This is a genomic window from Micromonospora cynarisoli, from assembly GCF_030518815.1.
GTDB classification, from domain to species: domain Bacteria; phylum Actinomycetota; class Actinomycetes; order Mycobacteriales; family Micromonosporaceae; genus Micromonospora; species Micromonospora wenchangensis.
The window spans coordinates 6,029,538-6,052,011 of the sequence record NZ_CP130426.1; the positions used below are offsets into that span (position 1 = coordinate 6,029,538).

19 protein-coding genes are annotated in these 22,474 nt (G+C 75.0%); 14 read left to right on the forward strand and 5 right to left on the reverse strand.

The window, feature by feature from the left end:
* The first annotated feature begins 163 nt into the window (after positions 1 to 163).
* From Q2K16_RS26550 to Q2K16_RS26565, 4 genes are all read left to right on the forward strand, one after another.
* On the forward strand, positions 164 to 661 hold the full coding sequence (locus Q2K16_RS26550; RefSeq protein ID WP_302740869.1) for a hemerythrin domain-containing protein: 498 nt from the start codon (positions 164 to 166) through the stop codon (positions 659 to 661).
* Positions 662 to 783: 122 nt separating this feature from the next.
* On the forward strand, positions 784 to 2,265 hold the full coding sequence (locus Q2K16_RS26555; protein ID WP_302740870.1) for a magnesium chelatase ATPase subunit I: 1,482 nt from the start codon (positions 784 to 786) through the stop codon (positions 2,263 to 2,265).
* Between the two features lie 2 nt (positions 2,266 to 2,267).
* Positions 2,268 to 4,223 carry a VWA domain-containing protein gene (locus Q2K16_RS26560; RefSeq protein WP_302740871.1) on the forward strand — a complete coding sequence of 652 codons (1,956 nt, stop codon included), beginning with the start codon at positions 2,268 to 2,270 and terminating at the stop codon, positions 4,221 to 4,223.
* Between the two features lie 62 nt (positions 4,224 to 4,285).
* The gene (locus tag Q2K16_RS26565; protein ID WP_302740872.1) at positions 4,286 to 4,765 is read left to right on the forward strand and encodes a hypothetical protein; all 480 of its coding nucleotides are present in this window, start codon (positions 4,286 to 4,288) and stop codon (positions 4,763 to 4,765) included.
* Here Q2K16_RS26565 and Q2K16_RS26570 read toward each other — a convergent pair.
* Positions 4,730 to 5,782: a GlxA family transcriptional regulator gene (locus tag Q2K16_RS26570; protein WP_302740873.1), complete on the reverse strand. Its 1,053-nt coding sequence runs from the start codon at positions 5,780 to 5,782 to the stop codon at positions 4,730 to 4,732. The genes Q2K16_RS26565 and Q2K16_RS26570 overlap by 36 nt on opposite strands.
* Positions 5,783 to 5,852: 70 nt before the next feature.
* Here Q2K16_RS26570 and Q2K16_RS26575 point away from each other — a divergent pair, with 70 nt between their 5' ends.
* On the forward strand, positions 5,853 to 7,148 hold the full coding sequence (locus Q2K16_RS26575; protein ID WP_302740874.1) for an MFS transporter: 1,296 nt from the start codon (positions 5,853 to 5,855) through the stop codon (positions 7,146 to 7,148).
* A gap of 34 nt (positions 7,149 to 7,182) precedes the next feature.
* On the opposite strand, the gene Q2K16_RS26580 is transcribed toward Q2K16_RS26575, so the two are convergent.
* Together Q2K16_RS26580 and Q2K16_RS26585 are read right to left on the reverse strand one after the other, a co-directional pair.
* Positions 7,183 to 7,899 carry an RICIN domain-containing protein gene (locus Q2K16_RS26580; protein WP_302740875.1) on the reverse strand — a complete coding sequence of 239 codons (717 nt, stop codon included), beginning with the start codon at positions 7,897 to 7,899 and terminating at the stop codon, positions 7,183 to 7,185.
* A gap of 58 nt (positions 7,900 to 7,957) precedes the next feature.
* Positions 7,958 to 8,242, reverse strand: a complete 285-nt coding sequence (locus Q2K16_RS26585) for a DUF427 domain-containing protein (protein WP_088641843.1) — start codon at positions 8,240 to 8,242, stop codon at positions 7,958 to 7,960.
* Between the two features lie 191 nt (positions 8,243 to 8,433).
* On the opposite strand from Q2K16_RS26585, the gene Q2K16_RS26590 reads away from it, so the two are divergent.
* The 9 genes from Q2K16_RS26590 (at position 8,434) to Q2K16_RS26630 (ending at position 19,046) form a co-directional block, all read left to right on the forward strand.
* Positions 8,434 to 9,816 carry an FAD-binding oxidoreductase gene (locus tag Q2K16_RS26590; protein WP_302740876.1) on the forward strand — a complete coding sequence of 461 codons (1,383 nt, stop codon included), beginning with the start codon at positions 8,434 to 8,436 and terminating at the stop codon, positions 9,814 to 9,816.
* Complete coding sequence (locus Q2K16_RS26595; RefSeq protein ID WP_302740877.1) at positions 9,813 to 11,150, forward strand: class I SAM-dependent methyltransferase; 1,338 nt, start codon at positions 9,813 to 9,815, stop codon at positions 11,148 to 11,150. Before Q2K16_RS26590 ends, Q2K16_RS26595 begins: the two co-directional genes overlap by 4 nt.
* Positions 11,151 to 11,324: 174 nt before the next feature.
* A complete protein-coding gene (locus tag Q2K16_RS26600) occupies positions 11,325 to 11,558 on the forward strand; it encodes a zinc-ribbon domain-containing protein (RefSeq protein WP_302740878.1) in 234 nt (77 codons plus the stop codon).
* Positions 11,559 to 11,814: 256 nt separating this feature from the next.
* Complete coding sequence (locus Q2K16_RS26605) at positions 11,815 to 12,903, forward strand: hypothetical protein (protein ID WP_302740879.1); 1,089 nt, start codon at positions 11,815 to 11,817, stop codon at positions 12,901 to 12,903.
* On the forward strand, positions 12,900 to 14,396 hold the full coding sequence (locus Q2K16_RS26610) for a hypothetical protein (protein ID WP_302740880.1): 1,497 nt from the start codon (positions 12,900 to 12,902) through the stop codon (positions 14,394 to 14,396). Before Q2K16_RS26605 ends, Q2K16_RS26610 begins: the two co-directional genes overlap by 4 nt.
* 115 nt (positions 14,397 to 14,511) lie before the next feature.
* The gene (locus tag Q2K16_RS26615) at positions 14,512 to 16,785 is read left to right on the forward strand and encodes a putative bifunctional diguanylate cyclase/phosphodiesterase (RefSeq protein ID WP_302740881.1); all 2,274 of its coding nucleotides are present in this window, start codon (positions 14,512 to 14,514) and stop codon (positions 16,783 to 16,785) included.
* 121 nt (positions 16,786 to 16,906) lie between these two features.
* Positions 16,907 to 17,665: a MerR family transcriptional regulator gene (locus tag Q2K16_RS26620; protein ID WP_302740882.1), complete on the forward strand. Its 759-nt coding sequence runs from the start codon at positions 16,907 to 16,909 to the stop codon at positions 17,663 to 17,665.
* Positions 17,666 to 17,727: 62 nt separating this feature from the next.
* The gene (locus Q2K16_RS26625) at positions 17,728 to 18,015 is read left to right on the forward strand and encodes a putative quinol monooxygenase (protein ID WP_302740883.1); all 288 of its coding nucleotides are present in this window, start codon (positions 17,728 to 17,730) and stop codon (positions 18,013 to 18,015) included.
* 251 nt (positions 18,016 to 18,266) lie between these two features.
* Positions 18,267 to 19,046 carry a hypothetical protein gene (locus Q2K16_RS26630; RefSeq protein ID WP_302740884.1) on the forward strand — a complete coding sequence of 260 codons (780 nt, stop codon included), beginning with the start codon at positions 18,267 to 18,269 and terminating at the stop codon, positions 19,044 to 19,046.
* A gap of 152 nt (positions 19,047 to 19,198) precedes the next feature.
* Here the strand turns inward: Q2K16_RS26630 and Q2K16_RS26635 are convergent, their stop codons facing one another.
* Entirely contained in the window at positions 19,199 to 20,764 is a 1,566-nt protein-coding gene (locus tag Q2K16_RS26635; RefSeq protein ID WP_302746625.1) for a GntT/GntP/DsdX family permease, read from the reverse strand.
* A 48-nt stretch (positions 20,765 to 20,812) separates the two neighbouring features.
* Positions 20,813 to 22,366 (reverse strand): gluconokinase, encoded by a 1,554-nt coding sequence (locus Q2K16_RS26640; protein ID WP_302740885.1) that lies wholly within the window; start codon positions 22,364 to 22,366, stop codon positions 20,813 to 20,815.
* Positions 22,367 to 22,474 lie beyond the last annotated feature (108 nt).

The following is a 22,474-nucleotide window of genomic DNA, read 5'->3' on the forward strand; positions in this document are numbered from 1 at the left end:
ATCTCGACCCTAGTGCGGCCGGGGACGCCGCCGGCCGGGTGCCGGGCAGCCCGGGGCGGGTCGGCTCCGGGGTCGGCCCGGCAAGACGGGTATGCCGTCCGGTCGGCCGGGGTACCTTCGGGCAGCGCCACCCGCCGCCCGACCTGGGGGAAGTGAACCGATCATGGACGACATCACCGCGCTGATCCTGGACGACCACGCCGCCTTCCGGCGCGGTTTCGCCCGCCTGGACGACGCCCGCGACGAGGCCGAACTGCTCGCGGTCTGGGATGCGCTCGCCCTGCACCTGGACGTCCACGCCGAGGCGGAGGAGGCGATCCTCTACCCGCACCTGGTCCGGCACGGCGACGACGGCGAGGACGAGACCGCCGACGCGATCGGTGACCACAACAAGATCCGCGACGCGATCGCCGAGTCGAAGCGGCATCCGGTCGGCTCCGACGAGTGGTGGGCGGCGGTGTGGCAGGCCCGACGGGAGAACAGCGAACACCTTGCCGAGGAGGAGGACGAGGCGCTGCCGGACTTCCGCCGCCACGCCTCCGTCGAGCTGCGGGCCGAGCTGGGCGCCCGCTGGCTGACCTTCTACGGCGAGCACAGGTCCGGCCGCAACCTGCGCTTCGCCGACAAGGACCCGCAGCGGTACGTCGCCGACCACCGCTGACGGCCGCGTTCGACGGCGGCGCGAAGCGCCGTGATCCGCGCGGGCCAGCCCCGTCGGGGCCGGGAGGGTTCCCGGCATCGATCCCCCACGGGGTGGACCGCCGGCCACCCGAGCGCGCTAGCGTGGGTCGGGTGACTGCGCCCAACCAGGCTCTCCCGGTCCCGCCCGCCGACCTGCCGGGCACCCTCGGCGCGCTGCGCGCCGCCGGACACCGGTACCAGACCGTCAAGCAGGAACTCCGCCACAACCTCCTGGCCCGGATGCGTTCCGGCGAGGACCGTTTCCCCGGCATCGTCGGCTACGACGACAGCGTGCTGCCCGAGGTCGAGCGGGCGTTGCTCGCCGGCCACGACATGGTGCTGCTCGGCGAACGCGGCCAGGGCAAGACCCGACTCATCCGCTCGCTGGTGGCGCTGCTCGACGAGTGGACCCCGGTGCTGCCCGGCTCGGTGCTCAACGAGCACCCGCTGCACCCGCTGACCCCGGCCTCCCGCGCGTTGGTCGCCGAGGCCGGCGACGACCTGCCGGTCGGCTGGCTGCACCGCTCGATGCGGTACGGCGAGAAGTTGGCCACCCCGGACACCAGCGTCGGTGACCTGATCGGTGACGTCGACCCGATCCGGCTGGCCCAGGGGCGTACCCTCGGCGACCCGGAGACCATCCACTTCGGGCTGGTGCCACGCACCAACCGGGGGATCTTCGCCGTCAACGAGCTGCCCGACCTGGCCGAGCGCATCCAGGTCGCGTTGCTCAACGTGCTGGAGGAGCGGGACATCCAGGTGCGGGGCTACCAGCTCCGCCTGCCGTTGGACCTGTTCCTGGTGGCCAGCGCCAACCCGGAGGACTACACCAACCGGGGCCGGATCATCACCCCGCTCAAGGACCGGTTCGGCGCGGAGGTCCGCACCCACTACCCGGTCGACCTGGAGCTGGAGCTGGCGCTGATCCGGCAGGAGGCCGACCTGGTCGCCGAGGTGCCTGAGCACGTGCTGGAGGTGCTCGCCCGGTTCGCCCGCGCGGTGCGCGAGTCGTCGTCGGTGGACCCGCGCTCCGGGGTCTCCGCCCGGTTCGCCATCGCCGCCGCCGAGACCGTCGCCGCCGCCGCGTTGCGCCGCGCCGGCCTGCTCGCGGGACCCGCCGGCGCCGCGCCTGCCGACGGCGACGCCACGGTACGGCAGGAGGCGCCGGTCGCCCGGGTCGGCGACGCGGTGTCGGTGACCTCGACGTTGCGCGGCAAGGTCGAGTTCGAGAGCGGCGAGGAGGGGCGGGAGATCGAGGTCCTCGCCCACCTGCTGCGCACCGCGACCGCCGAGACGTTCCGGGCCCGGCTGGCCGGACTGGACCTGTCCGGGTTCACCGCGCTGGTCGCCGAGGGGGCGGTGATCGAGACCGGTGAGCTGGTCTCCTCGGCGGAACTGCTGCGCCAGGTCGGCACCGTGCCCGGGCTGGCCAAGGCGCTGGACCGGCTGGGGCTCGGCGACGCGCCCACCCCGGAGCAGGCCGCCGCCGGGGTCGAGTTCGTGCTGGAGGGGCTGCACCTGACCCGCCGGCTCGGCAAGGACGTCACCGAGTCCGGTCGTACCGTCTACGGCGGTCGGAGCTGAGCATGGCCGGCAACCGGTTCCGGTACGGCCAGTGGCAGGGCGGCCCCGACCCGCTCGCCCCGCCGTACGACGTGCGTGCCGCCGTGGACTCCGTCGGCGGGGAGGTGCTGGCCGGCGGCAGCCTGCGGGAGGCGCTGCGCGACCTGCTGCGCCGGGGCCCGAACAACCGGGGCGGCCTGGACGACCTGGCCGCCCGGGCCCGCCGGCTGCGCCGGGAGGCGCTGCGCCGGGGCGACCTGGACGGGGCGGTGACCCGGTCCCGGGCGCTGCTCGACCAGGCCCTCGCGGCGGAACGGGACGCGCTGCGCGGGCGTACCGACGACGACGCCCGGTTCGCCGAGACGGTGCTGGACAACCTGCCCCGCTCCACCGCCCGCGCGGTGCAGGAGCTGGCCGGGTACCGGTGGACCAGCGACGAGGCCCGGCAGGCGTACCAGCGGATTCTCGACGGGCTGCGCGGCGAGGTGCTGGAGCAGCGGTTCGCCGGGCTGCGGGACGCGGCGCGGGCCGCCGGTGACCCGGCCGTGCAGGCGCAGCTCGCCGCGATGATGCGGGACCTCAACGACCTGCTGGCCCGGCACGCCCGCGCGGAGGACACCACCGACGCGTTCGCCGAGTTCATGCGCCGGCACGGCGAGTTCTTCCCGGAGCAGCCGCGCACCGTCGACGAACTCGTCGACGTGCTGGCCCGCCGGGCGGCGGCGGGGGAGCGGCTGATGCGGTCGCTGTCCGACCGGCAGCGTGAGGAGCTGGCCGGGCTGATGCGGCAGTCGCTCGGTGACCGGCTCGCCGGTGAGCTGTCCGCCCTCGACGCCCACCTGCGCGCGCTGCGCCCCGACCTGAACTGGCAGCGCGGCGAGCGGGTCCGGGGCGACCAGCCGCTCGGCTACGGCGAGGCGACCGGGGCGCTGGACGAGATCGCCGAGCTGGACGAGCTGCTCGACTCCCTCGACCAGGACCACCCGGGGGCGACCCTGGACGACGTGGACGTCGACGCGGTCGCCCGGACGCTGGGCCGCGACGCCGCCGACGACGTACGCCGGTTGCGGGAGCTGGAACGGGAGCTGCGCCGGCAGGGCTGGGTGAGCCGGGACGCCGACGGGTTGACGCTCAGCCCGAAGGCGCTGCGCCGACTCGCCGGCACCGCGCTGCGCCGGGTCTTCGCCGACCTCACCGCCGGCCCGCGCGGCCAGCACGACCTGCGTACGGCCGGGGCGGCCGGCGAGGTCAGCGGGGCGTCCCGGCAGTGGGAGTACGGCGACGAGCAGCCCCTGGACGTGGTGCGCACCCTCACCCGGGCGGTACGCCGGGCCGGCCCCACCGTGCCGCTGCAACTCGCCGTCGAGGACTTCGAGGTGGTGGAGACGGAACGGCGGGCGTCGGCGGCGGTGGCGCTCTGCGTGGACCTGTCGTACTCGATGGTGTCGCAGGGGCGGTGGGGGCCGATGAAGCAGACGGCGCTGGCCCTGTCGCACCTGATGGCGACCCGGTTCCCGCAGGACGCGTTGCAGATCGTCGGTTTCGGTCTGGAGGCGGTGCCGTTGACCCAGCAGGAGCTGGCGGCGGTCGAGCCGGACCTGCGGCAGGGCACCAACCTCCAGCACGCGCTGCGGCTGGCCCGCCGGCACCTGCGTCGTCATCCGGGGGCCGAGCCGGTGGTGCTGGTGGTCACCGACGGCGAGCCGACCGCCCACCTCGACCCGGACGACGGTGAGGCGTACTTCCACTGGCCGCCGCTGCCGGAGACGGTCCGGGCCACCGTCCGCGAGGTGGACCGGCTGGCCCGGGCCGGGGTCACGCTCAACCTCTTCCTGCTCGGTGAGGACCCGGGCCTGCGCCGGTTCATGGACGCGGTGGCCCGCCGTTCCCGGGGTCGCCTGTTCACTCCCGACCTGGGTGACCTGGGCGAGTACGTGGTCTCCGACTACCTGCGGTCCCGGCGCGCCTCCGCCCGCTGACCGGGCCGCCCGTCCGGGTGATCCGGGCGGCACAACCGTCCACCCGCCCCGGTGGTACGGGGTTGACTGGGGACGTGGAGCTGCGCGGGGTCTACCGGAGCCTGCTCGCCGAGGTCGAGGCGGGCGGGTTCCGGCCGGCCCCGCCGGGCGGGTGGGACGCGGAGCGGATCGTGGCGCACCTGATCGCCAACGACGAGCTGATGAGCGAGGCGACCGAGGCGGTGCTGGCCGGGACGCCGTTCGCCTACTACGACCTGACCGGGGTGCACCGGCCCGAGTTGGACGGCCTGGTCGCGCAGTGTGGCGGGCTGTCCGGCCTGGCCACCCTGCTGCGTGCCACCAGCGGCCGGCTCTGCGGCCTGGTGGACCGGCTCGGCCCGGCCGCCGACACCCCTGTCGAGACGCACCTGCGGGAGGGTTTCGACCTGGTCGTCGACGAGCCGCTGCCCTGGTCCCGCACCCTCGACCTGCATGCCCGGGTGCATCTGCCCCGGCACCTGGCGCAGCTACGGATGCTCCGCGACCAGCCGCAGCCCGCCTGACTCCACCCCGGGCGGCCCGGCGGCGGGACCGGACGGCCCGGCGGCGGGGGTGCGGCGGAAGGTGCGTCGGTAGGCCGAGGGGGAGACGCCGATCCGGGTGTTCAGGTGTTGGCGCAGGGCGGCGGTGGTGCCGAAGCCCGCCCGCCGGGCCACCTGGTCGACGGCCAGGTCGGTGGTCTCCAGGAGCAGCCGGGCGTGGTCGGTGCGCTGCTGGAGCAGCCACTGCGCCGGGCTCAGCCCGGTCTCCGAGCGGAAGTGCCTGGTGAAGGTGCGTACGCTCATCCGGGCGTGGGCGGCCAGTTCCCGCAGGGCGACCGGCTCGTGCAGCCGCTGCCGGGCCCACTCCCGGGTAGCCGCGGTGCCGCTGGCCGGGCTGCGCGGCACGGGCCGTTCGATGTACTGGGCCTGGCCGCCGTCGCGCCAGGGCGGCACCACGCACCGCCGGGCCGCCCGGTTGGCGACCTCGCTGCCGTGGTCGCCACGGACGACGTGCAGGCACAGGTCGATCCCGGCGGCCACCCCGGCCGAGGTGAGCACCAGGCCGGAGTCGATGAACAGCACGTCCGGGTCGAGGTCGACCTGCGGGTACAGCAGGCGGAACCGGTCGGCGTGCGCCCAGTGGGTGGTGGCCCGGTGCCCGTCGAGCAGCCCGGCGGCGGCCAGCGCGAACGCGCCCGTGCAGATCGACATGATCCGCGCGCCCCGCTGGTGGGCGTCGCGCAGCGCGCCGGTGACCGCCGGGTCGATCGTGCCGTCGGTCATCGGCGGGCCGCCGTGCAGGCCGGGCACCACCACCGTGTCGACGGTGGCCAGCAGGTCGAGCCCGTGGTCGGGGAGGATCCGGAAACCGGCGGAGCTGCGGACCGGGCCGCCGTCGGGGGTGCAGGTGTCGACGGCGTAGAGCGGGTGCCGGTCGGGGGTGCGGGCGGCCCCGAAGACCTGGGCCGGGGTGCCCAGGTCGAGGCCGACCACGCCGTCGAGGGCGAGCACGCCGATCCGGTGCGGCCTGATGGTCATGGCCCGATTATTGCGCACCATGGCTTTCCGGCCACTCGTCGCCGGCCGGGGCGTACCCGAGACTCGGAGCGTGACCCGAGCCCGTCGTCTCCACCCGGCCTGGACCGTGGCCGCCGTCGCCTTCGTCGCGCTGGTCGGCGCGGCCGGCTTCCGCGCCACCCCGTCGGTGCTGCTGCACCCGCTGCACGCCGAGTTCCGTTGGCCGCTGGCCACCATCTCCGCCGCCGTCTCGGTCAACCTGCTGCTCTACGGCCTGACCGCACCGTTCGCCGCCGCCCTGATGGACCGCTTCGGCATCCGTCGGGTGGTGGCCGGCGCGCTGGCGCTGGTGGCGCTCGGCAGCGGCCTGACCGTCTTCATGACGGCGAGCTGGCAGCTCATCCTCTGCTGGGGCGTCCTGGTCGGGCTGGGCACCGGCTCGATGGCGCTGGCCTTCGTCGCCACCGTTACCGGGCGCTGGTTCGTACACCGCCGGGGGCTGGTCACCGGGGTGCTCACCGCCGGTGGGGCCGCCGGTCAGCTGGTCTTCCTGCTGCTGCTCGCGGTGCTGGTCCGGGACCACGGCTGGCGTACGGCCGCGCTGGTGGTGGCCGGTGCGGCGCTCGCGGTCGTCCCGCTGGTGGCCCGGTGGCTGCGGGAACACCCGGCGGATCTCGGTCTGCCCGCCTACGGCGCGGCCGAGGTGACGCCCCGGCCGCCGGCGGCCGGCGGGGCCGCCGCGCGGGCGGTGGCCGCGTTCACCGCCGCCGCCCGGACCCGGCCGTTCTGGCTGCTCGCGGGGGGCTTCGCGATCTGCGGGGCGACCACCAACGGCCTGGTCGGTACCCACTTCGTGCCGGCCGCGCACGACCACGGCATGCCGCAGACCACGGCGGCGGGCCTGCTCGCCCTGGTCGGCCTCTTCGACATCGTCGGGGTCGTCGCCTCGGGCTGGCTCACCGACCGGATGGACAGCCGGCTGCTGCTGGCCGGCTACTACGGGCTGCGCGGACTGTCGCTGTTGCTGCTGCCCGCCCTGTTCACCGGTGGCACCGGGCCGAGCATGTTGGTCTTCGTCGTCTTCTACGGACTGGACTGGGTGGCGACCGTGCCGCCGACGGTGGCGCTGTGCCGGGAGTACTTCGGCGCCTCGGCGGCGGTGGTCTTCGGCTGGGTCTTCGCCGCGCACCAGTTTGGGGCGGCGATCGCGGCGACGGGCGCCGGCCTGGTCCGCGACCGGCTCGGCGACTACGCGCCGGCCTGGTACGCGGCCGGTGCGCTCTCCATCGGCGCCGGGCTGCTGTCGCTGCTGCTGCGCCGCCGCGCGGCGCCGGTGCCGGTCCCGACGCCGGCCCGGCCCGCCGGCGCCTGGAGCTACCGGGGCTGACCGGCGCGGGCCGGCCGCCGCCGGCCGGCCGCGCTCAGCCGAGGGTCCACTGTTGGCCGGCGGCGGCGGTGCAGGTGGCCTGCACCAGGTCGTCGCCGGCCGCCGTGCCGTCGTCGCGGACCTGCGCGCACTTGCCGGACCCGACGCCGACGAGCAGGACCGGCCCGGTGCCGACCGGGGTCAGCCGCCACTGCTGGTTGGCCTGGCCGTGGCAGCCGAACTGCTGGAGCCGCGCGCCGTCGTCGCCGCTGCCGCCGTCGACGTCGAGGCACTGCCCGTGCCCGGCGTTGGTGAGCGTCACCAGGTCGGGCGCGACCGGGTTGGCGACCCACTGCTGTTCCGCGCCGCCGGTGCAGACGGCCAGTTCGGCGGTGGCCGTCTCGCCCGCGCCGTCGGTGCCGACACAGAGGCCGGAGGTGACCGCCCGCAACACGACAGGTCCGGTGACCGTGGCCGGGGTGGTGGGCGGCGGGGTCGGGCTGGGCGGGGAGGTGGTCGCGGCCGGCGGGCCGGTCGTCTCTGCGGGCGGGGTCGACGCGGCCGGGGTCGGCGCTGCGGCCGGCACCACCGGCACCCGGCCGTCGCCGCCGCCGAGCACGCCGGTGGCGAAGAAGACCCCCAGCAGTACGCCGGCCAGGCCGGCGGCCAGCGCGAACCGCATCAGCGGATCGGCGGGCAGCCCGGGGCGGGCGGCCCGGCGGGCCCCGTACACGGTGCCGGACGGATCGTGGTGCGGGTCGGGGACGGCCATGGCTGCATGGTGACCCACCGGGCGGGCCGACGGCCAGTCGGCCCGCGGGCCGGTGGGATCAGTCGACGACCCGGACGTCCTTCCAGAACGCCACCCGGTCGCGGACCTGCTCCGCCTCGGGTTTCGGGTCGGGGTAGTACCAGACGGCGTCGGCGCTCGTGTGCTCGCCGTCGGTGAGGGAGTAGTAGGAGGCGGTGCCCTTCCAGGGGCAGACCGTGTGCGTCGCCGACTCGGTGATCAGGTCGTCGCGCAGGGTGCTTCGGGGGAAGTAGTGGTTGCCCTCCACCAGGACGGTGTCGTCGCTCTCGGCCACGACCTGGTCGTTCCACACGGCTTTCGGCATGTCACCACGCTACGCCCCCGGCGGGCCAGGGGCGCGGGCCCCTCGTCGACCGTCCGTCCGCCGGTGCCGGACGGGTGCCGCCGGCCCGGTCGACCAGGCCGGCGACACCGCCGCCGCAGCGGTTGCCTGCTGATCCGAAACGGTCAGGGGTGCGGTCCCCCGGAACGGCGCTTCGCGCGTAAGGTGATCTCATGCGCGCGTTGCGTGATCATGAGCTGGCGGTGGACGCGTTGCGACGGTCGTACGCCGCCGTGCCCCCCGGGCACCCCGTACGGCTGGCCAAACGCACCTCCAACCTGTTCCGCCCCCGGTCGGCCACCGGCACCCCCGGCCTCGACGTCAGCGGCCTGGACGGGGTCCTGTCGGTCGACCCGGTGGCCCGCACCGCCGACGTGCAGGGCATGTGCACCTACGAGGACCTGGTCGACGCGACCCTCCCGCACGGGCTGATGCCGCTGGTCGTGCCGCAGCTGCGCACGATCACCCTGGGCGGCGCGGTCACCGGGCTGGGCATCGAGTCGACGTCGTTCCGCAACGGGCTCCCGCACGAGTCGGTCATCGAGCTGGACGTCCTCACCGGCGCGGGGGAGATCGTCACCGCCCGCCCCGACGGCCCGGACGCCGAACTGTTCGCCGCCTTCCCCAACTCGCTGGGCAGCCTGGGGTACGCCACCCGGCTGCGCATCGAACTCCAGCCGGTCGGGCGGGCGGTGGCCCTGCGCAACATCCGGTTCACCCGGCTGGAGGAGCTGACCGCCGCCGTCGCCGACGTGGTCGCCAAGGGCGAGTGGGAGGGCCGGCCGGTCGACGCGATGGACGGCGTCATGTTCAGCCCCGGTGAGTCCTACCTGGTGCTCGGCTCGTTCACCGACGAGCCCGAGCGGCCCAGCGACTACACCGGCCAGGACATCTACTACCGCTCGCTGCGCCGCCGGGTGCGCGACACCCTCAGTGGCCACGACTACCTGTGGCGGTGGGACACCGACTGGTTCTGGTGCTCGGCCGCGTTCGGGGTGCAGCACCCGGTGGTACGCCGGCTCTGGCCGGCCCGCTGGCGGCGCAGCGACGTCTACCACCGGCTGGTCCGGCTGGAACACCGCTACCAGGTGGCTGCCCGGGTGGACCGGTGGCGCGGCCGGCCGGCCCGGGAACGGGTCGTGCAGGACGTCGAGATCCCGCTGGACGGCACGGCCGACTTCCTGCGCTGGTTCGACCGCAACGTGGGGATGACGCCGGTCTGGCTGTGCCCGTTGCGGCTGCGCGAGCCCGACGGCCCCGGCTCCGCCCGCGCCTGGCCGTTGTATCCGCTGCACCCCGGCCAGACGTACGTCAACATCGGCTTCTGGGGCAGTGTGCCGATCGCGGAGGGTGCCGCGGACGGCGAGGTGAACCGCTCCATCGAGCGGATGGTGTCGGAGTTCGGCGGACACAAGTCGCTCTACTCCGACGCGTACTACGACCGGGCGGCCTTCGACCGGCTCTACGGCGGGGAGACCTGGCGTGCCGTGAAGGACCGCTACGACCCGGACCATCGGCTCACCGGACTCTACGAGAAGGCGGTTGCACGAAAATGAGCCTGACCGACCGAGAACAGGGGGCGGCGAGCGCCCCGGCCAGCCCGCCGGCGGGGGGTCGGCGGGCGCCGACCGTCGCCGACGTCGTCCGCGCGGTCACCACGCATGACCTGCCGGTCCGCATCACCGGCTACGACGGCAGCGCGATCGGCCCGGCCGACGCCGGGATCACCCTCCACATCCGCTCCGAGCGGGGACTGTCCTACCTGCTCACCGCCCCGGGCGACCTGGGCATGGCGCGGGCCTACGTCAGCGGCGACCTCGGGCTCGGCGGGGTGCACCCCGGCGACCCGTACGAGGCCCTGCGGGTGCTCCAGGACCTGCGGCTGCGTATCCCCTCGCTGGCCGAGGGGCTGGCCCTGGTACGCGGGCTCGGCTGGGAGCGGCTGCGGCCCCCGCCGGCCCCGCCGCAGGAGGCGCTGCCCCGCTGGCGGCGGGTGATGGGCGGGCTGCGGCACTCCCGCAGCCGGGACAGCACCGCCATCTCGCACCACTACGACGTGTCGAACGCCTTCTACGAAAAGGTGCTCGGCGATTCGATGACGTACACCTGCGCGGTCTACCACAGCCCGACCGACACCCTGGAGCAGGCCCAGTCGGCCAAGTACGACCTGGTCGCCGGCAAGCTGGCGCTCCAGCCGGGGATGCGTCTGCTCGACGTCGGCTGCGGCTGGGGCGGCATGGTCCGGCACGCGGCCCGCGAGTACGGCGTCAAGGCGATCGGGGTGACCCTGTCCCGGGCGCAGGCGCAGTGGGCGCAGGAGGCCATCGCGCGGGAGGGACTGACCGGGCTGGCCGAGGTGCGTCACCTCGACTACCGCGACGCCCCGCGGGAGCAGTTCGACGCGATCTCCTCGATCGGGCTGACCGAGCACATCGGAGTACGCAACTATCCGGCCTACTTCCGGGCGCTGCGGGAGCGGCTGCGTCCCGGCGGTCGGCTGCTCAACCACTGCATCACCCGGGCCGACAACCGGGCCCCGCACCGCTCCGGCGCGTTCATCGACAGGTACGTCTTCCCCGACGGTGAGCTTGCCGGGCCGGGCCGCCTGATCAGCGAGGTGCACGACGCCGGGTTCGAGGTGCACCACGAGGAGAACCTGCGGCAGCACTACGCGCTGACGCTTGCCGCCTGGTGCCGCAACCTCGTGGCGAACTGGGACTTCTGCGTCGACGAGGTGGGCCGGGGCACCGCCCGGGTCTGGGGCCTCTACATGGCCGGGTCGCGGTTGGCCTTCGAACGCAACGGCATCCAACTGCACCAGGTGCTGGCCACCCGCAACGGCCCGGACGGCGTCAACGGCTACCCGTTGCGGCCGAACTGGACGCCCTGACCGCACCGAACCGACGAGAGCCGCGCCACCGTGGTGCGGCTCTCGTCGTCCGCTGACCCGTCGACGTCGTCAGCCCGACAGGACGTCGGGTAGCGGGTGCCGCCCGTCGCGGTGCGGCGGGCGGAGTTCCCCTACCGGGGGTTCCCGGGGCGTCGGGCTGGGTACTGCCGGGCGATGTTCCTCATCTTCGGACTCCGTACCAGGGTCACCCGGTCGGGGGTGGTGACCGCCGTCTGCCGGTACTGCGGCAACCAGGCCGCGCAGGTGATCAGCCGCAGGTCGACGAAGTTCACCCTCTTCTTCGTTCCGCTGATCCCGATCCGGTCGAGGTACGTGCGGCAGTGCTCGTTCTGCGGGGCCGAGTCCGTCGTCGACGCCGACGAGGCCCGTCGCCTCCCGGTCGGCTGACCGTGGCCCGTTTCCTCTGCTGGCTGATCGGCCGCCCGCCGGGCCCGCCGCCCGCGCCTGTGCACACCGCCGCCCGCCCGTCCTGCACCCCCGGTCGTCGCCAGGCGCGCCGCAGCCACCGGCCGTCCGCCGGTGCCCGTTCGCCCCGTTCGCCCTGGAACCGGTCCGCCGAGCGCTGATCCACCCGCCCCGCGGGCACCGGGAGCGGGCGTCGGCTGCCGGCCGGGGTCGGTCGGGGCCGCTATCGTGGCCTGTCGTGACGAGCACCGCACAACGCCTGGCCGCGATCCGGGGCGACGTGCCTCCGAAACGGCACAACGCCCGGACGATCGCCGCGCTCACCGGCAACCCCGGCTGCGCCCGGCGGGCCGTGCTGGACGGGGCCGGGGTGGACAAGACGGCGCTCGCCGAGCGGGTCGGCTTCCCGTCCCGGTTCGGCCAGTCCCGGTTCGCGATCACCCGGGGCAACGCCTTCGAGGCGCAGGTCAAGGCCGACGGCGGGGCGGAGCTGCTGCGGCTGGTCGCGCAGCGGCTGGGCGTACCGGTGCCGCAGCGGGCGAGCTGGACGGACCTGGGCGGGGCGGACGACCTGCCCGACCGGCGGGAACGCTCGCGGGCGGCGCTGACCGCCACCGGGCCGGACGCGGCGCTGTTCGACCATCCGCTGCTCGGCCTGGACGTGGCCGGCCAACGGGTGCACCTGGAACCGGACCTGGTCGCCGCCCGGCTCGGTGGCCGGTTCCACGTCGTGGAGATCAAGTCGTTTCCGGTGATCGACGGGCAGGCCGATCCGGCGAAGGTGTCCGCCGCCGCCGTCCAGTCGGCCGTCTACGTGCTGGCGCTGCGCGACCTGCTCGCCGCCGCCGGACGGGACCCGGAGTCGGTGTCGCACGACGTGGTGCTGGTCTGCCCACGGGACTTCGCCAACCAGCCGATGGCCAGCCTGATCGACGTCCGCAAGCAACTGCTGGTGCTGCGTCGCCAACTGGACCGGATGGCCCGGCTGGACGACCTGCTCACCGCCGTGCCGGCCGGGTTCACCGTCGACCCGGCCGTCGACCCGGTGACGCTGACCGCCGCGTTGCGTACCGTGCCGGCCCGGTACGCGCCGGACTGCCTGGCCGGCTGCGAGCTGGCGTACTTCTGCCGGGACGAGGCGCGCGGGCAGACCGGGGCGCTGGGCCGACCGGTGCGGGAGGCTCTCGGCGGCATCGCCGAGGTGGCCGAGGTGCTGGCCCTGGCGACCGGCGAGCGGGCCGCCGACCCGGAGCGGGAGGAGGCCGCCGCGCTGCTGCGGGCCGCCGCCCGGCTGCGCGCCGACGCCCTCGCCGGGCATCCGGCATGAGTACGCTGCGCGCGCTGGCGAAGGCGCAGGCGCTCGCCGCCGGGGTGGCCCAGCCGGTCGCCACCGTCCGGCACCTGCACCTGGCGCAGCGCCCGCTGGTGCTGGTGCCGCTGGCGATGGCCGGTGAGGCGCACGCCCCGCTCGCCGCGCTGGTCGGCACCGCCCCCGACGACGCCCGGCTGCTGATCGTGCCGCAGCCCCGCAACCGGGACCAGCGGTTCCGCTTCGTCACCGAGCTGGCCGGGACCGTGCTGCCCTGGCTGGACGGTTTCCGGGGCGTCTCGGAGGCGGTGGCCGTGGACCGGGGCCGCGACGTGCGCCACCGGTACGCCGACGCCCCGCAGCTGTGGGTGCCGAACCCGGCGGGGATCACCTTCCTGCGGTTGCTGGGCCGCTCCACCCGGTTCCGTCGGCCGGACGGCGAACACCCGGTGCACCCGGCCGTGCCGCTGCTCGGCCGCTGGCTGACGTTCTTCGCCGAACGGGCCGAGCAGCCCGGCTCGTCGGCGCTGCTGGCGATGACCGACGCGTTGACCCTGCACTGGGCGACCGGGCAGAGCGTGGTGGAGGACCAGCACCTGCCGGCGCTGCTCGGCTGGATCGACCCGCCGGCCGGCTCGACGGGTGTCGAGGCCGCCGCGCGGGCCGAGGACCCGGGGGTGTGCCCGCCGGCGGGCCCGGCCACCGACCCGGAGTTCGACAACGTGGCGCTCGCCCCGGTGATGGCGGCCTGGGCGGCGGCCGACGACGATCAGGCCGCCCGCGACGAGGCGTACGCGGAGCTGGTGCGGTTGCTGCGCGGGCAGCTCGCGCCCACCTGGGAGCTGATGTGGCGCGGCCTGGGGTTGCTCGGCGGGCTGCCGCCCGGTGCGCGGGTGGCGGGCCGCTGGGCCGGCGACCGGGACGCCTTCACCGGCTACGCCGAGCACCTCGACGCCGACGGCGGGCCGCAGCCCCGGCACGACGGCGCGGTCGCGGCGGCGGTCCGGCTGCACCGGCTGGAACGCGCCGCGACCAGCTACGCCGTGCAGCGCGCCTACGACGATCCGCTGGTGATGGCCGAGCACCGGCTGGCCGGGGAGGCGTTCGTCGCCGACGTGACCCTGGCCGACCCGGGCCGGGTGGACGACAGCGGCAAGCGGCCGGTGCTGCGGCCACGAATCCAGGTGGTGACCACCGAGCCGGTGCGGATGCCGGTCGGGGCGACCCTGTGGTCAACGGCGCGGCCCGCGCAGAAGGCGAAGGTGGTCTTCGTGACCCCGGCGGCGGACGGCCGGACCGAGGTGGTGCTGGAGCTGTCGGGCGGGATGGGCCGGGGGCTGACCGCGCCGCCGGGCAGCGTGCCGCAGGTGGGGGAGCGGCTCTGCCTGACCACCCTGTCGGAGGCGTACCTGCCTGTCGGAACGTTCCCCACCGCCGAGGAGACACCGTGGACGCACGGGGGACCCCCGACCTTCGACCCGGCCGATGTCGTGTCCTCAGTGGTCGGATAGCCGACCCGGTGAGTGTGGCGGCGACCCGCCCGGCTGGCTAGGCTTCGATGGTTCGCCGTCCGTGGGCCGTCCGACGGTCGAGGTGCGCGTTGGAGAGAGAGCCGGAGCGATCACCGTGCTATCCCAGGACGCCGTCTCCGGCGCGCCGACCCGACCGCTGACCCTCCCCCGGTTGGGCGCGGTCGTCGCCGCGGTGGCCGTCGTGCTGGAGTTGGTCTGGCTGCTCGCCGCGCTGCCCAGGGCGGCCCTGGTCAGTGACGTCACCGCCACCGCCGTGGCGAGCTGGGCCAGTTTCGCCTGCGTCCGCACGATGCGCCGGCACCCCGCCCCGCTGCGCCGGTTCTGGGCGCTGCTCGCCCTCACCATGGGTCTCGCCGCCGCCGGCCGGCTGCTGTGGACGGTGGACCGGCTGCGCGCCGACGAACTGCCGCACACCCCGCTGATCGGGGTGGTCTTCACCGCAGGCATCGTCACCGGCACGGCCGCGCTGCTGGCCGCGCTGACCGCGCCGCGCAGCGCGGTGGGCCGGGCCCGCACCGTGCTGGACGGGGTGATCGTCGGGCTGGCCCTGCTCCCGATCGGCTGGGTGGTGGTGTTCCGCGACGTCGCCGCCGCCGACCTCGACGATCCGCTGCGTACCCTCGGCCTGCTCTACCCGATGATCGACCTGATGCAGCTGACCATCCTGGTCGCGGTGGCCGGCCCGGCCCGCTCGATGTGGCCGCCGCTGACCCTGATCGGGGCGGGCCTGGTCACCCGGGCCGGCGCGGACGCGGTCTACGTCTCGCTGGTCGCGCACGGCAGCTACACCCCCGGGCACCCGATCGACGTCTGCTGGCCGCTGAGCTACCTGCTGATCGGCATTGCCACCACCCGACCGCCGCCGCCGACCTGCGAGGGGGCCGAGGACACCGGCGAGTCCCCGCTCCCGTCCTGGTGGCGGGTGGCGCTGCCGTACCTGCCGGTCGGCGGGGCGATCATCGCGGTGGTGCTGGCCCGCCGCCCCACCGGGCAGACCCCGCCGCTGGTCTTCGGCGGCATGATGGCGCTGCTCGGGGTGCTCGCCCTGCGGCAGGGGCTGGCCGCCAACGAGAACCTGCGGTTGGTGGCCCGGCTGCGTCAACTCGCCTACGTCGACCAGCTCACCGGCCTGCCGAACCGGCTGATGTTCAACCGGCGGCTCCGTCAGGCGCTGCGCGAGGGGCCGCCGGTGGCCGTCCTGCTCCTCGACCTGGACGGCTTCAAGCAGGTCAACGACCGGTTCGGGCACGCCACCGGCGACACCCTGCTGACCAGCATCGCGCTGCGGATGAGTGCCGCCGTCGGCGGCGACGGCACCGTCGCCCGGCTCGGCGGGGACGAGTTCGCCGTGCTGGTCGCCGGGGACCGGACGGTCGTGCCGGAACGGCTCGCCGAGCGGCTGCTCGCCGCCCTGCAACCGTCGGCGGGCGAGGAGGACGGCGGCGTCCACCCGTCGGCCAGCATCGGCATCGCCGAGTTCGGCCCGCAGCACGCCTCCCACACCGACCTGCTGCGTGACGCCGACATCGCGATGTACGCGGCGAAGGCCGCCGGGAAGTCCGCGTACCGTACCTGCACGCCGGCGCTGCGGGAGTCGGCGGTGACCCGGGCCGAGCTGATCGCCGACCTGCGGCGGGCCGTCGACGAGCGGCAGCTGCACCTGGAGTACCAGCCGATCGTCGACCTCGCCACCGGCGCGGTCCGCAGCGCCGAGGCGCTGGTGCGTTGGCGGCACCCCCGGCTCGGCCTGCTCGCCCCGGCGGCGTTCCTGCCGCTGGCCGAGGAGACCGGGCTGATCGTGCCGATCGACAGGTGGGTGATCCACGAGGCGTGCCGGGCCGCCGCGACCTGGCGGGCCCGGGTGCCCGAGGCGACCGTGGCGGTCAACATCGCCGCCGCGCACCTGCGCCGTCCCGATCTGATCGCCACCGTCACGGCGGCCACCGCCTCCGCCGGCCTGGCCCCCCGCGCGCTCACCCTGGAACTGACCGAGTCGGCGCTCATCGACGGCAGCGAGTCGGTGCTGGAACGGCTCGCCCAACTCCGTGAGCTGGGCATCCGTATCGCCATCGACGACTTCGGCACCGGCTACTCGTCGTTGAGCTACCTGCACCGCATCCCGGCCACCGAACTCAAGATCGACAGGTCGTTCGTGGCCCGGCTCGACACCGACGCGCGGGCGTACGCCACGGTGGAGATGGTCACCCGGCTGGCCGGGGCGTTCGACCTGGCGGTGGTGGCCGAGGGGGTGGAGACCGAGGGGCAGCACGCGGCGGTCACCGCGATCGGCTGCGTCCACGGCCAGGGCTACCGGTACGGCCGTCCGGGCGGCCTGTCCGCCCTGCACGCCCTCGCCGCCCCGCGCTGACGCCCCGCTCCCGCCGCCCACCCGGGCCGTCGTGCCGCCCCGGCCGGGGAACCGGCGCAGAATCGGGCTTGACCCTCACGTCGCGGCAGGCCGGAGCCTTGGTGCCGGAAGGGAGGAAACCATGGCGTACACGGTGGGTCAGGTGGCGAAGGCGGCCCGGGTGACGGTCCGGACGCTGCACCACTACGACGGGATCGGGCTGCTCTCGCCGAGCGGCCGGACGCCGGCCGGCTACCGCCGCTACGACGACGCGGACCTGGAGCGGTTGCAGCACATCCGCTTCTACCGGGAGCTGGGGTTTCCGCTGGAGGAGATCGCGGTGATCCTCGACGACCCGGATGCCGACCCGGCGGCGCACCTGCGCCGGCAGCACGACCTGCTGAGCGGGCGGATCGGGAAGCTCCGGGAGATGGTCGCCGCGATCGAGATCGCGATGGAGGCGAGACGGATGGGGATCAGTCTGACCCCGCAGGAACGGTTCGAGGTCTTCGGTGACGTCGATCCGGAGGAGCACGCCGACGAGGCGCGGCAGCGCTGGGGCGACACCGAGGCGTACCGGGTGTCGACCCGGCGGGCGGCGAGCTACTCGAAGGAGGACTGGCTGCGCCACAAGGCGGAGCAGGACGACTGGAGCCGGCGGATCGTGGCGGCGTCGACCGCCGGGACGCCTGCCGACTCGGCGGAGGCGATGGCGCTGGCCGAGGAGCACCGGCAGCTCATCGTCCGCTGGTTCTACGACTGTTCGTACGAGGTGCACACCGGGCTGGCCGACATGTACCTGGCCGATCCCCGGTTCACCGCCTACTACGAGACGATCGCGCCGGGGCTGGCGGAGTACCTGGCCGAGGCGATCCACGCCAACGCGATCAGCCGGGCCTGAGCGTTGCCGCCTGCGGTGGGTGAGGATGGGGGTTCGTCCCGCCCACCCACCGGAGGTCGCCCATGTTCATCGTCGCCGGAAGTCTCTACGTCGATCCCGCCGAGCGGGACGCCTACCTGGCCTCCTGCGTGGAGGTGGTCCGGCAGGCCCGCTCGGCGCCCGGCTGCGTCGACTTCGCCATCGGCGCCGACCTGGTCGAGCCGGGCCGGATCAACGTGTACGAACGCTGGGAGTCCGACGACGAACTGCTGGCGTTCCGGGGAGCCGGCGGCCCGGAACAGGAGCAGGTCGCCGCGATCCGGGGCGCGGAGGTGCATCGCTACCGCATCTCCGCCGTCGAGGCCCCCTGACCGGCCCCGGCCCGTCGTTCCGGGCGTGGGCGCGCGCCTGGTTCCGGCCGTGGTCCCGGTGTCCACCCGTCGCCGGGCCGGTCGGCGGCAGGCCGGTCGGTGCCGGGCCGGTCGGCGGCGGCCGGTCGGGGGTGGCCGGGCCGGACAGGGGTGTCCGGTCGGCGGCGGGCGGTCGGGCTAGGCTGGCGCGACCGCTCTGTCACCAGCGTCGATCGGCTCGGCCGGCGGGCGCGCCACCCGGGGAGACCGTCGTGAAGCACCCGAAGCTGGCCGCCGCCACCGCCGCACTCGTCGCGCTGGTGACGGCGGCCGGTTGCACCTCGGACGACGGCGGTGCGGCACCGACCCCCGCCGCCGGGTCGTCCACGACCGGACCGGCCCCGACCACGCCGGCCGCCGTGCTGGCCGCCGCCGCGCAGCGGGTCGACCAGCAGCCCTACCGGCTGACCCTCGGTGACGGCGGCACGGGCGGTGACGTCACCACCCTGGTCTGGGACCCGAGGGGCCGGCGCGGGCTGGAGACGACGACGCTGGCCGTGGCGAACGGCAAGGTGGTCATCGAGCGGCTCGCCACCGGCACCGACGTGTACGTGAAGGTGACCGCCCCGGACCGGCGGGTGCCGGTCTGGGACGGGCGTACCTGGTGGCACCTGGGCACCGCCGAGGCGGCTGCCGCGAAGCGGACCGGGCTGGACAACACCCGGCTGGCCAGCACGCTCGGCGCGGCCACCGAGGTGCGCGCGACAGGCGAACGGGCCTACGCCGGGACCCTGGACCTGCGGCGCAGCACCGGGGTGCTCGGCGACGGGGTGGGCGGGGTGCTCGGGGACCGGGCCGCCGCGGTGCCGTTCACGGCGACCCTGGACGCGCAGGGACGGTTGGTCCACTACCGGATCGAGTTGTCAGGCGGGGCGGGCAAGGTCTCGGCGCTCGACCTGACGTACGCGGACTTCGGCCTGCCCGTGTCGGCGGACAAGCCGGCGGCGGGCCTGATCGGCGAGGACCCGCCCCGCAACATCCCCGGCGCCTGACGCCCTTTCCGCCGGGCCCGCCTGCCCGGCCGCCCGGCGGGCCCGGCTCGCAACATCGCCTCAACTGCGGTGTCGACGCGCTCGGATACCGCTCTTGCGGCGACATTGAGTTGATCAACGCCGACCCGACCCGACCGGGCGGCGCGGGGGCGTCACAGGAGCAGGTCGAGGAGGAGCACGCCGGCGAAGCCGACCACCGAGATGATCGTCTCCAGCACCGACCAGCTCTTGATCGTCTGCCCCACGGTCAGCCCGAAGTACTCCTTGACCAGCCAGAAGCCGGCGTCGTTGACGTGCGAGAAGAACAGCGAACCGCAGCCGACGGCAAGCGCCAGCAGCGCCACCTCGGGACGGTCCAGGGTGGCCGCCAGCGGGGCGACGATGCCGGCGGCGGTGATCGTGGCGACCGTCGCCGAGCCGGTGGCGACCCGGATGCCGACGGCGACCAGCCAGCCCAGCAGCAGCGGCGAGAGGTTCGCGTCCTTGGCCGCGTCGGCGACCAGGTCGCCCACCCCGGCGTCCACCAGCACCTGCTTGAAGCCGCCACCGGCGGCGACGATGAGCAGGATGCCGGCGATCGGTGGCAGCGAGCCGCCGAGCACCGAGGAGACCTGGCTGCGGCTGAACCCGGCCTGGTAGCCGAGGGTGAACATGGCGACGATCACCCCGGCCAGCAGGGCCACGATCGGCGCGCCGGCGATGTCGAGGGCCTGCCGGGCGACGGTGCCCTCGGCCAGGGTCAGTTCGCCGACCGCGCGCAGCAGCATCAGCACCACCGGCAGCAGCACGGTGAGCACCGCCGGCCAGAACCCGGGGGTACGCCGGGCCGTCTCGGTGCCGCTGTCGTCGACCGGCGCGCCCGGCCGGCCGGTGCCCGGGTTGACCAGGTCGTCGTCGGTGAGCAGGTCGTCGTCGCCGGCCGGTCCCCGTCCGGTGTTCCGGCCGGCGGGCTCCCGGTCGCGGCCGGCGGCGGGAGCGGCGGGGCTGCCCGGTCCGCGCCGGCCACCGCCGGTGGTGGCCGGCTGCCGGGTGGGCAGCAGCGCGGCCGGGGCGGTGGCCGGCACGTACCGGGCTATGACGTTGCCGAACACCGGGCCGGCGACGATCACGGTGGGGATGGCGATGATCAGGCCCAGCCCGAGGGTGAGCCCCAGGTCGGCGTCGAGGGAGGAGATCGCCACCAGCGGGCCGGGATGCGGCGGGACGAGGCCGTGCAGCACCGACAGGCCGGCCAGCGCCGGAATGCCGACCTTCATCAGCGGGACGTCGGTGCGCAGCGAGACCAGCAGCACGATCGGCACCAGCAGCACCACGCCGACCTCGAAGAACAGCGGCAGGCCGATCAGCGCGGCGACCCCGGCCATGGCCCAGGGCAGGGTGGTCCCGGAGACCCGCCCGACGACCCGGTTGACGATGCCGTCCGCCCCGCCCGACTCGGCGAGCAGACCGCCGATCATCGCGCCGAGGGCGATCAGCAGACCCACCCCGCCGACCGTGGAGCCGACCCCGGCACTGAACGACTCGATCATCCTGTCCGGGGCCATGGCGGCGACCACGCCGAGCACCGCCGCGCCGAGGATCAACGCCAGGAAGGGGTGCACCCTGCCCCAGGCGATGAGCAGCACGACCGCGGCGATGCCCAGCAGGGCGGCCACGACGAGTTGGGTGTCACCGGCGTTGGTGGCCGGTTCCGCAGGTGCGGCGAGGAGGGTGAGCACGGCGATCACGACCTTCGGACGGGGTCCGACCCGACGTGGGGCGGGCGGTCACATGGGTGCGGGGGTGGGTGGTGGCTGCGCCGGCAGGCCGGGGGCCAGTCGGCGCAGCGACGCGAAGGTGGGCACCAGCGCGTCGTACAGTTCGGCGTGCAGGGGGAGCAGGGCGGCGTAGGTGGCGGCGGAGGCCGGTTCGGGGCGTACCGTCTCGTCGATGCGGACCAGGTCGGCGGCGACGTCGATGGAGTCGATCAGGCCGAGGGCCTGCATGCCGAGCAGCGCCGCGCCGAAGCTGGACCCCTCGTGGCCGGCGGGGAACCGCACCGGCATGCCGAGCGCGTCGGCGAGCATCTGCCGCCACAGTGGGCTACGGGCGAAGCCGCCGCTGGCCCGCACCTCGCGGACCTCGTTGCCGGCCGCCCGGACCGACGCCAGGACCAGGGCGAGCTGCTGGCACACCCCCTCCAACGCGGCCCGGACGAGATGCTCGCGGCGGTGCCCGTGGGCCAGCCCGACGTACGCCCCGCGCGGCAGCGCGCTCCAGTGCGGGGCACGCTCGCTGAGCAGGTACGGCAGCATGATCAGCCCGCCGGAGCCGACCGGGGCGGTGGCGGCCAGCGCGAGCAGTTCCTCCTCGCCGTGCTCGCCGAACTCGGGGGCGAGGGCGTCGCCGGCCCACTGGAGCACGATCCCGCCGTTGTTGATCGCCCCGCCGACGACCCACCGGTCCTCGGTGAGCGCGTAGCAGAACACCCCGCCGAGCGGGTCGACGGCGGGACGTTCGACGGCCACCCGCATCGCCCCGGAGGTGCCGATCGAGCAGGCGACGACGCCGGGGCGTACCGCGCCGAGGCCCAGATTGGCCAGGGGGCCGTCGCCCGCGCCGACCACGACCGGGGTGTCGGCGGGCAGGCCGGTGGCGGTGGCGGCGCGGGCGGTCAGCCCCGGCAGCACGGTGGTGGTGGCGACGAGCCGGGGGAGCTGCTCCTCGCTGATCCCGGCGATGCGCAGCGCCTGGGCGTCCCAGGCGAGCTGGTGGATGTCCATCAGGCCGGTGGCCGAGGCGACCGAGTGGTCGGTGACCAGCGCGTCGGTCAGCCGCAGCAGCACGTAGTCCTTGATGCCGACCCAGTGGGCGACCCGCCCGTGCAGCGTCGGTTCCTGCTCGGCGTACCAGAGGATTTTCGGCAGTGGGGCCATCGGGTGCACGGGGGTGCCGGTGCGCCGGTGCAGGGCCAGCCCCCACGGGGCGGCGCGCAGCCGTTCTGCCTGGCTGCTGGCCCGGGAGTCGGCCCAGGTCACCGACGGGGTGAGCGGCACGCCGTCCGGGTCGAGGCCGATCAGGCTGTGCATCGCGGTGCTGAACGACAGGCCGGCGATGCCGTCGCCCAGTTCGGTGACGACCGTGCGGACGGTCTCCACCACCGCGTCGACGATGAGCCGGGGGTCCTGCTCGGCGTAGCCGGGGTGGGGCTCGTCGAGGGGGTAGCCGACGGAGTGGCTGGCGAGCTGGTGGCCGTCGGTGTCGTAGGCCACGGTCTTGGTGCTGGTGGTGCCGATGTCGACGCCGAGCACCACGCGGCGGCGCTGGTCCGGACCGGTCACGGGTCCCCCTTCGCGTCGGCGGTGCGGGCGTCGCGGCCCGGCTGCGGCTGACGTTACCCACGCCGGCACCACCCCGCACGGCGTCGGGCCGGAAGGTGGACCGGACGT